10 protein-coding genes and 2 rRNA genes are annotated in these 9,056 nt (G+C 39.3%); 2 read left to right on the top strand and 10 right to left on the bottom strand.

All coding sequences use genetic code 11. The features are described 5' to 3' along the window. Positions 1–48: 48 nt before the first annotated feature. Positions 49–1,749 (bottom strand): ATP-binding protein, encoded by a 1,701-nt coding sequence (locus T530_RS14615; protein ID WP_197018230.1) that lies wholly within the window; start codon positions 1,747–1,749, stop codon positions 49–51. Positions 1,750–2,007: 258 nt separating this feature from the next. Here T530_RS14615 and T530_RS0103715 point away from each other — a divergent pair, with 258 nt between their 5' ends. Continuing rightward, the gene (locus T530_RS0103715; RefSeq protein ID WP_051537796.1) at positions 2,008–2,301 is read left to right on the top strand and encodes a hypothetical protein; all 294 of its coding nucleotides are present in this window, start codon (positions 2,008–2,010) and stop codon (positions 2,299–2,301) included. 96 nt (positions 2,302–2,397) lie between these two features. On the opposite strand, the gene rsfS is transcribed toward T530_RS0103715, so the two are convergent. From rsfS to rplU, 7 genes are all read right to left on the bottom strand, one after another. Further along, complete coding sequence (rsfS, locus tag T530_RS0103720; protein WP_027727874.1) at positions 2,398–2,754, bottom strand: ribosome silencing factor; 357 nt, start codon at positions 2,752–2,754, stop codon at positions 2,398–2,400. Between the two features lie 28 nt (positions 2,755–2,782). Next, a complete protein-coding gene (locus tag T530_RS0103725; protein ID WP_027727875.1) occupies positions 2,783–3,991 on the bottom strand; it encodes an LCP family protein in 1,209 nt (402 codons plus the stop codon). 1 nt (position 3,992) lies between these two features. Next, complete coding sequence (gene yqeK / locus T530_RS0103730; RefSeq protein ID WP_027727876.1) at positions 3,993–4,577, bottom strand: bis(5'-nucleosyl)-tetraphosphatase (symmetrical) YqeK; 585 nt, start codon at positions 4,575–4,577, stop codon at positions 3,993–3,995. Between the two features lie 32 nt (positions 4,578–4,609). After that, the gene (nadD, locus tag T530_RS0103735; RefSeq protein WP_027727877.1) at positions 4,610–5,293 is read right to left on the bottom strand and encodes a nicotinate (nicotinamide) nucleotide adenylyltransferase; all 684 of its coding nucleotides are present in this window, start codon (positions 5,291–5,293) and stop codon (positions 4,610–4,612) included. A gap of 30 nt (positions 5,294–5,323) precedes the next feature. Continuing rightward, on the bottom strand, positions 5,324–6,451 hold the full coding sequence (gene obgE, locus T530_RS0103740) for a GTPase ObgE (protein WP_027727878.1): 1,128 nt from the start codon (positions 6,449–6,451) through the stop codon (positions 5,324–5,326). Positions 6,452–6,552: 101 nt separating this feature from the next. After that, entirely contained in the window at positions 6,553–6,807 is a 255-nt protein-coding gene (locus tag T530_RS0103745; protein ID WP_009105626.1) for a 50S ribosomal protein L27, read from the bottom strand. Positions 6,808–6,822: 15 nt separating this feature from the next. Then, positions 6,823–7,137: a 50S ribosomal protein L21 gene (gene rplU / locus T530_RS0103750; RefSeq protein WP_009105625.1), complete on the bottom strand. Its 315-nt coding sequence runs from the start codon at positions 7,135–7,137 to the stop codon at positions 6,823–6,825. A gap of 314 nt (positions 7,138–7,451) precedes the next feature. Here rplU and T530_RS0103755 point away from each other — a divergent pair, with 314 nt between their 5' ends. Further along, positions 7,452–8,174 carry a hypothetical protein gene (locus tag T530_RS0103755; protein ID WP_027727879.1) on the top strand — a complete coding sequence of 241 codons (723 nt, stop codon included), beginning with the start codon at positions 7,452–7,454 and terminating at the stop codon, positions 8,172–8,174. A gap of 547 nt (positions 8,175–8,721) precedes the next feature. On the opposite strand, the gene rrf is transcribed toward T530_RS0103755, so the two are convergent. Then, positions 8,722–8,832: ribosomal RNA gene (gene rrf / locus T530_RS0103765) — 5S ribosomal RNA — on the bottom strand. 100 nt (positions 8,833–8,932) lie between these two features. Continuing rightward, positions 8,933–9,056 (bottom strand): 23S ribosomal RNA (locus tag T530_RS0103770); the annotation flags it as partial.

The raw sequence follows: 9,056 nt of genomic DNA on the forward strand, positions 1-9,056 counted from the left end.
AAATATGAATATAAGAATACACCATTATCATTAAACAGGCAAATAAAATTAATTCATTTCATCTGAAGCGGCTTTCTTTATATCACTGTTAAAAATCACGTTAATTACACGCGCAAGTTTGTCTGCTGAAACTGGTTTTGAAATAAAGGCATCCATTCCGCTGTCAAAAGCCTTTTTCTTATCATCCGGGAATGCATTTGCAGAAAGAGCAACAATAGGAATTTTACTCAGGCTTTCATTCGGGAAAGAACGGATAATTCTTGTGGCTTCGTAACCGTCCATAATAGGCATCTGAATATCCATAAGAATTAAATCGTAATAACCGTGCCCCGCAAGATTTACCATATCAACTGCAAAAGAACCGTCTTTTGCCTCTTCTACAATACAGCCGGCGCTTTCAAGCATATCCTTTACAATTTCGCGGTTAAGTGTGTTGTCTTCAACAATCAGGATACGCTTTCCGCTTATAAGGATTTCCTCATCAGGAACTTCTTCAGCAATTTCCATAAGAGTCTGAATCACAAGAGGAATAGAAATAAATACTTCTGTTCCCTTTCCTTCTTCACTTTCAATATTGATTTTACCGTTCATCATCTGAATCAGCTTACGGCAAATTGAAAGTCCAAGTCCGATTCCGGAAACTTCAGTTTTTCCGACAGTTCTTTCACGCTCAAAAGGCTCAAAAATCTTTTCAAGGAATTCTTTAGAAACGCCGCAGCCTTCATCTTTAATTCTGATTTCGGTCTTGGCAATTCCCTGCTCATCATCAATTTCAGGCTGCTTAACAGAAATAAAGATTTTTCCGCCGTTATTTGAATACTGAACGGCATTCAAAAGAATGTTCTGAAGAATCTGTGTAAGCTTAACCTTATCTGCAATAATCTTGTCTTCCCAGACTTCTGAATAATCAAGCTGCAAATCAATCTGCTTTTCTATCATCTGGTTTTCAAGAATATCAGCAACGTCGTTTACAATCTGCTGAATCGAACATTCAGTCTCTAAAAGCTGGGTTCCGCCCATTTCAAGGCGGGACATATCAAGAATTCCATTGATAAGCTCAAGAAGATGGTCACTTGCTATGCTGATTTTTTCAAAGCAGTCCATCAGCTTTTTGCGGTCATCACAATTCTGCCTTGCAATTTCCGAATAACCGACAATTGCATTCATCGGAGTACGTATATCGTGCGAAATATTTGAAAGGAATTCCGATTTTATGAGATTTGCCTGGTCAGCGCGTCTCACAGCCGCAATAATACGCTTCTGCTGCTCTTCAAAAGTAAATGTTGAATACTTATAGAAAAAACCGACAGCAACCGTAACACAGATAAATGCCACAAGCATATCAAAAACCGCAGCAAATTCAGACGGCATCGGAGTAAAAAGCATAGGATATAAATAGCCGGCAACTATTGTCGTGATACTTACAATCGCATTTATTACAAAAACTATTACACAAGTCTTTTTTCTCAGCAGCAGCAGGGTTGAAACAAGGCCTAAAACCATCCATATAGGCATACCGCTGTTCATTCCGTCAGAGGTGAAATAAAGAAAGGGAAGACAGATATCATTTACAAAAATCGTAAGGATAATGGAAGCCAGCACAGTTTTATTGAATCTGACAGAAATAAAAAGGCAAAGAAGAGTTATAACAATAACTACACCTGATAAAAGAATTGAACTCAAGGGAAGACCGAATAAAATATTCGTAACAATAGTTATCAGTCCTACAGAGAAGAGAACAATAGACATAAGATTAAATATCTTACGATTAATTGAATAATTATCTTTGAGTATTATGTTTTTTATGCGGCTAAAAATATTCAAATTAAAATCCCTTAAATTAAGTTCAAAATCAATAATCATTATAAGTCATAAAAATCTATTTTGCAAAAAAAATCCTTACTATATAACAAAATGAAATCAGAATTCCTATTGACAATAAAAGCAGTTCAAATTACATTTCTTGTGCGAGTTGTTTATAAACACTTTTATTTATTGGGGTATCCTATGTCTTTTTTCAATTCCGAATCAGAATATTCTGAGTTAGAAATGTCTTTGTCTTATGACGATGATTTTTCAGATTATGATGATGATTTTGAAGATGATTTTGACGAAGACTACGGCGAATCAGACGAATCTTTAGATGAATTTGATGACGACGCAGATCTTTATTACGATGATGTTTTCAAGGAAGAAGAGGACGTAGACGAACCTTACGACGACGTTGAACCGGAAGACGGCTATTCAAGCTACCGCCCGGACGCTTCAGACGAACTTCTTAACGACGATCTGGATTTCTAAAATTTCCAGGGACAAAACAAATCCTGATATATAAAAAAAAAGCAGACCTTAGAACTCTTAAGTTTCAGGTCTGCTTTTTTTACGCATTTCTATAAATTACTCAGCTGAATAATCAATCTTTTCACCGGCGTGCCACAATTTTTCCAGATCATAGAATTCGCGTGCCGACTCAGACATAAGGTGCACAACAATAGGACCAAGGTCAATCAAATTCCAGTCATCGCCATCAGGGCTCTTTTTGTTTGTAAGATGAATTTCAAGGTCATTATCCTTAATATAATTTTTTACATCCTTAAAAAGTCCCTGCCAGTGAGTAGAAGAGTTTACTGTTACGATTACAAAATAATCTGTCCAGCTGTTCAGCTCGCTGATGTTCAAAAGAACAACATTCTTTCCTTTTCCGTCTTCCATCAGTTTTGCAATTTCGACTGCTTTTTCTCGCATTGTTTTCATTTGTATTACTCCAAAATCGTTTTAATAGTTATTTACGGCGTTTAATAACGTATTGTCCGTTAAAATCCCGTCCCAAAATTATAGTAAAGTCAACGTCAGAAGAATGAGCGGTAGTTTCTGCATTCTCTGAATCAGCTTTAATAATATTATCACAATGAATAAAGTCTCCGATTGCCTTTGCGGCTTCCGCGTTTCCAAGGCGGTCAATAATTACAGTTTCTTCATAATCATTTCTGTCTGCATTTATGGCGCTAAGAACGTCATAACTTGCATTCTGGAAAAGAATTGATGTATTTCTTGCCAGTCCCTGAGTTGTAGTTCCGTTCTGAATTTCCAGAATATAAACACGGCTGTTGTATGCGCCCTCAGAAGAAACCAGCATGTTTGCAACCTGGCGAACGTTATTTCTAACGTTTTCACCGTTGTTAAGAGGGAACAAAAGGCTCTGTCCATCCACATTACGGAAAGAACCTGTGATAGTCTGGCGGATAATCGATTCAGAATCAACACCAGAAATTATCTTAAATAGTTTTTCCTCTTCCTCAGCCTTGATGTTAGAACGAAAACAGCTTGAATAGTTTCTGAAATTATGTCCGTCAAACAAAATGAATTTTTTATCACTTAAAGCAGTAATAAAGGCCGTCATGGCATTCTGATAACGGTCCTGCAAATCAGTTTCATCTTCATCAGAAAGCTTGTAATGAAGATAAGTAAGAACCTTGTCACCGTCAAGATTTACAGCACCTGACGGCAGAATATACATGCTTCCGTCATCAGAAACATAATCAATAGGCTCAGAAATGAAAACCCGCAAACCGCCAAAATAATCTGTCAGTTTTGCAAAATCTTCCATAGTAATAATTGTATAGAAAGGAATCTGAATACCAATGAGTTTCTTAACTTCCTCCCGGTAACTTTCAATTCCCTTTTCTTCATATACCTTTTTAATCTGGGCAGTTCTGTTCAGGCTGGCATAAATGGAACCTGTGTAACCTGGAATATTGATGAGAGCCGCTTTCTGAGAAGAAGGATAATAAATCAGAACGCTGGAAAACAAAAGTGAACCGTCAGAATCTTCAACGCCAATAAGCATCTGAATTTTCTGATCCCTGTCCAGAGTTTCCTGAACTACATCAGTATGCAGGGAAACCGAAAAAATTACGGCAGCACCAGCCATAATAAGCAAAATCAAAAGAATAAAAACAAGTCCCTTCTGCTCATCTCTGAATTTGCGCATTCTACTCCACCCCTTCTACCTTATATTCTTCCAGAAGCCCTTCTGTGCCCGGGAAAACTTCATAACCTTTTTTTGTCAGGTAATTATAATTTTCTTTGAGAACTGAATAAACCATTCCGTCAAAAGAAAGTGAAAATTTTTGTTCAATATATTTTGGAGTCGCCTGAGGGCGGCAAGGCTCAATCTTATCAGCTACAAAAAGCGCCTTTGTAAGGTCACACATGCCGCTTTTTCCAGAAGTATGATAAGCAACGGCTTCAAGAATTTCTTCATCAGAAATTCCAAACTCCTCTTTCATCATAACAGCGGCAGCCCGTCCGTGCAGCAAAGAAGGCTTTTTCATCTCAAAATCAGTAATTGGATTTCCATCTTTCTTTGCAAGCTCTATCATCTTTTCCACAGGAAAATCCTTGCACATATCGTGACCGACACCCGCAAGATAGCCCTTTTCTGAATCAAGTCTGTAAAAACGGCAGATTCTTGCGCACATTTCTGCCACGCGAACCGAATGCTCATATCTTGATTTTTTTACCGAGGCCTGTGTAAAAGCCCTGATTTTCTCTGTTATTTCAACAAATCTGTCCATAATTTCTGCAATATTTTCTGTAAAATTATCTATTATCTATATAATTGAGCTTCTTCTATATACTCATAAACAGCTTTAGGAATAAGGTATTTAAAGCTTCTGCCCGATGCAATTCTGGCCCGAATCTCGGTTGATGAAATTGTCAGAATCGGAATATCAAGGAATTTATGAGGATAAGGAAATTTCTTAGGATTAAAAGTAGCCCTGAAATCACCAAGATAACTGCCTGTCGGATTATTTTTTATATTTGTAACCGGTATAGCAGAATTTCCAGCCCTGATAGAGTTACCGTAAACATCCGGATAGCGGGGAACGACAATCAAATCAGCCTTAGAAGCAATCACGTCCGGAGATTTCCATTTAGAAAACTCTGCCGCAATTTCTTCACCCATCAAAAGGGCCGGCTTTCCTTCCAGCTCATCCTTATATTTTTCTATTATATATTCCAGAGTATCAACAGTGTAAGAAATTCCCCCGCGTTCAACCTCACAGGTTTCAAGCTCAAACTTACCGTCGCCCACGGCGTCACAGAAACGCCTTACAATTTCCACCCTCTGCTCAGTCGTAATTTTTGCAGTAATTTCCTTGTGAGGCGGCTTAAAAGTCGGAATAAAAAGCACTTTATCGTAATGCATCTCGCGGATAATTACATCCGCAAGCATCGCATGCCCGATATGAAGAGGATTAAAACTGCCGCCTAAAATTGCAAGTTTCATCTATAAAACCTAAACAAAAACCCGACTTTATTAATTTTCGCTTCCCGGATACTGAACGTTTTCGTCATCATCCTCAAAGCCAGCCCTTGCTTCCATAAAGGCAGAACCAAAAGCCTTCTCTTCTTTATTTTCTTTGCTTTCACTTCTTTTTTCAAGTCTGTCAACAAGAGAAATTATATGAATTCTTGCATCTTTCATGCCGTTTCCTGTAAGAACACTAATAGGCACAACAGGAGTGTCCGGCTCAGACTGATGAATCTTATCAGCAACTTCTACCGCGCGGGCATGAGCGCCAGGAATATCAACTTTATTGCACAGAACAATACGAGGCTTTTCCATCAAGAGGTCAGAATAATTTGAAAGCTCATTGCACAAAGTTTCATAGGCCGTCAGATAATTATCATCCGAACAGTCAATCATAAAGATAAGGCAGGAAGTTCTGGTAATATGCTTAAGGAAGGTATCACCAAGACCGAGGCCTTCAGAAGCACCTTCAATAATTCCCGGAATATCAGCAATTATGATATCGTTTTCATCATCAACGCGAAGCACGCCAAGATTTGGAATAATAGTAGTAAAAGGATATGGCGCAATCTTAGGACGGGCATTTGTAAATGCAGTCAAAAGAGACGATTTACCCGCATTAGGAAATCCTACAAGACCAGCATCAGCCATAATACTGAGCTCCAGCTTCAAAAAGCGTGTTTCACCCTTCTGTCCGGGATTTGCGTGCTTAGGAGCCTGATTTGTCGAAGATTTAAAATGAACGTTTCCCCAGCCGCCGTTTCCGCCCTTAAGGAAAACAAAAGTTTCGTTCTCATCTTTACCGGTAAAGTCGTAAATAAATTCGCCAGTTTCTGCATCACGGATAGTAGTTCCAGGAGGAACAGGAATAACACAGTCTTCTCCGTCTGCACCAAAGCGGTTCCAGCCCTGACCGTCGCCGCCATTCTTAGCCTTAAAACAATGCTTATGGCGGATATTAGAAAGAGTACGCATATTGCGCTTTACAGTAAAAATAACATCTCCGCCCTTTCCACCGTCACCGCCGTTTGGACCGCCATGCGGAATATATTTTTCGCGGCGAAAAGCAACACAACCGTTACCGCCGTTACCAGAGCGAACTTCAATCAGCGCCTCATCAGCAAAATTAATCATAAAAAAAACACCTTCACAAAAGAGGATTATCCCCACCAACCCTAAAAACAAAAAAAGCCCGGCAACTCAAACACCGGGCTCTTCAAACATATTTATGTAAACTACTCAGCAGCTTTTACAGAAACGTATTTGTGATTCATACGCTCGTGGTAAACAACAGTACCGTCAGCAACTGCGAACAAGCTGTCGTTTCCTGCTTTCTTTACATTGTTGCCAGGATAGATTTTTGTTCCACGCTGAGTCAAGATAATTGAACCAGCTGTTACAAATTCACCTGCATATTTTTTAACACCCAAGCTTTTTGGATTTGAATCGCGGCCGTTTTTAGCACCGCTTCCGCCTCTAGTTCTTCCCATTGTAGTCTCCTTTAATTATGCAATAACAATGTCTTCAACACGTACTTTTGTGTACTGCTGTCTGTGACCGATTGTACGGTGATAGTCTTTCTTTGATTTGTATTTGAATACCAAAACTTTCTTGTCGCGGAAAGAATCTTCAACAACAACCTTTACTTTTGCACCTTTTACGTAAGGAGCGCCAACACTGATTTTGTCACCGTCGCTTACCAAAAGAACTGTATCAATGTCAAGTTTTGCACCTTTTTCAGCGTCAAGCTTATCAACTGTAAGCACAACACCTTTCTCTGCTTTGTACTGCTTTCCTTTAAATTCAATAGTTGCGTACATAAAATACCTCAATTAATGATTACAAATTGTTCATCGATTGCAGAGGATCTGAGGAAACATAAATCACTTCATACAACGACTGGCATAAACAAGCAATTAAGCAGCATAAAACGGGGATTAAACGCCGACAAAACTTCTATGTTCATGTGTAGCAAAAATATTATCAAAAAAGCCATGTTTATTCAATACTTTATATGGAGATATAAGTTAAATTAAGTAATTTTTTCTGCCATTTCAGCATACCCCTTCAGCAAACAAAATAAATTTGCGTTATTTAATGTTTGCCTTTATATTGTAAGCAAAGGAGTAAAACTATGAAAAAATTTTTTTTGGCAATAGGATTAATGTTTGCTTCAGTATGCGCTTTTGCAAATATTGAATTGGATGTGAATATGTATGGAACTATAGCAAAAGCAATGGCAACAGAAAGCACAGACGATGATGCAATTGGAGGAAAACTCAAAGTTAATTACACACAGCCGTTTGCATTTGGTTTTGAAGACAATGTTAACTTCTTCTTTGGAAACAAAGCAAGTAAGTTTGATGCAGGCCTTGCACTTTTTATTAACTGCGATTTCTTTAATAAAATTGAATACAAACCTGAATCCGGCGAAAAAGACTCTATGTCAGGTACTGGTTGTAACGTTGGTTTCGGCATCGGACCTGTATTCCGCATTACTTTTGCAAATCCATTCTCGCTTTTTATTCGCCCTACTTTAGGTTTCAATCTTTTTGTATTTGAAAGTGAAGATTATAAAAACACTGACGGTAGCAGTTTTAAAAGAACGATTGCAGAATTTGATCTTTTCAAATTTGACGTTAATGTTGGCGGACGCTCATGGCTTTTAAATGTTGACGGATTCCACCTTGGAATTGACTACGGTGCAATTATCGGTCTTGGAGCAGGTTTTGGAGGCACCGGCTCAAAAGGCTCTAGCTCAAGTTCAAACACAAATGCTTTTGCAGCTGGCGACGTAGATTTCAAACTTTATCTTGGCTGCTGTATGAACTTCGGTGACCGTGGATTCGACCGCTAACAAATTAGAAATATTTTTCTAAAACTACAAGTCGTCCTTACACAAGGGCGACTTTTTTTGTTTCTATAGAGATTTCAGGCGAGTCGCCGTTCCCACTCGCAACTACGGGTTCGCTGACGCTCAGACTCCTCGCTCACTTCGTTCGCTGCGGTGTCCAAGCCCTCCGTTTCTCCCGCCGGTGACTGTTAAAATTGAAAGGGAAACTTCCCAAGGTAAAGCTGATAAGGGGAAGGCTAATGTTTTTAGAGGACAGGCTGATGCTGGTGAAAGCTTCAAAATTGGAAGTCTAATCTGATAATTTTAAGGTCTTGTGACTCATAGGCAGTTACGTCAGAAGCACTGATTTACAACATGGAGTTCAAACTCCCTACACTACTTTCCGTCGTAAATGCTTCGCATTTACTTACCGCACAGCACTTCAAGTGCTGTGCGCGCTCGCTACGCCTGACGGCTCCGCTCTATGCCAACTACACTGCTCTTCATCGGGTTAAAAACAAAAGCTCCCGGGTTGCCAGGGAGCCTTGAAATATGTGCGTTAAATAAAAAAAACTGGCAGCTACCTACTTTCCCGCTGAAGAGCAGTATCATCGGCGTAAGAGAGCTTGACTTCCGTGTTCGGTATGGGAACGGGTATTGCCTCTCCACTATGGCCACCAGTATTTTATACTAAGTTATAAACAAGGGCCGTTAGAGCATTTTCTGCTGCACGACCGGAGCGTCTTTAATGAAGTATCCGTATTGTAAACGGAGATGAGAATATGGTCAAGCCTCACGACCTATTAGTAATGCTCGGCTGAACACATCGCTGTGCTTACACCTGCATCCTATCAACCAGATAGTCTCTCTGGGGTCTTCAGAAGACTTATAGTCTTAGGGAAGTCT

This window comes from Treponema sp. C6A8 (genome assembly GCF_000619925.1).
Lineage (GTDB): Bacteria > Spirochaetota > Spirochaetia > Treponematales > Treponemataceae > Treponema_D.

Coding starts and splice junctions, on each gene's coding strand:
- T530_RS14615 (WP_197018230.1), bottom strand. CDS start 1,749: ATGTCTATTGTTCTCTTCTCTGTAGGACTGATAACTATTGTTACGAAT.
- T530_RS0103715 (WP_051537796.1), top strand. CDS start 2,008: ATGTCTTTTTTCAATTCCGAATCAGAATATTCTGAGTTAGAAATGTCT.
- rsfS (WP_027727874.1), bottom strand. CDS start 2,754: ATGAAAACAATGCGAGAAAAAGCAGTCGAAATTGCAAAACTGATGGAA.
- T530_RS0103725 (WP_027727875.1), bottom strand. CDS start 3,991: ATGCGCAAATTCAGAGATGAGCAGAAGGGACTTGTTTTTATTCTTTTG.
- yqeK (WP_027727876.1), bottom strand. CDS start 4,577: ATGGACAGATTTGTTGAAATAACAGAGAAAATCAGGGCTTTTACACAG.
- nadD (WP_027727877.1), bottom strand. CDS start 5,293: ATGAAACTTGCAATTTTAGGCGGCAGTTTTAATCCTCTTCATATCGGG.
- obgE (WP_027727878.1), bottom strand. CDS start 6,451: ATGATTAATTTTGCTGATGAGGCGCTGATTGAAGTTCGCTCTGGTAAC.
- T530_RS0103745 (WP_009105626.1), bottom strand. CDS start 6,807: ATGGGAAGAACTAGAGGCGGAAGCGGTGCTAAAAACGGCCGCGATTCA.
- rplU (WP_009105625.1), bottom strand. CDS start 7,137: ATGTACGCAACTATTGAATTTAAAGGAAAGCAGTACAAAGCAGAGAAA.
- T530_RS0103755 (WP_027727879.1), top strand. CDS start 7,452: ATGAAAAAATTTTTTTTGGCAATAGGATTAATGTTTGCTTCAGTATGC.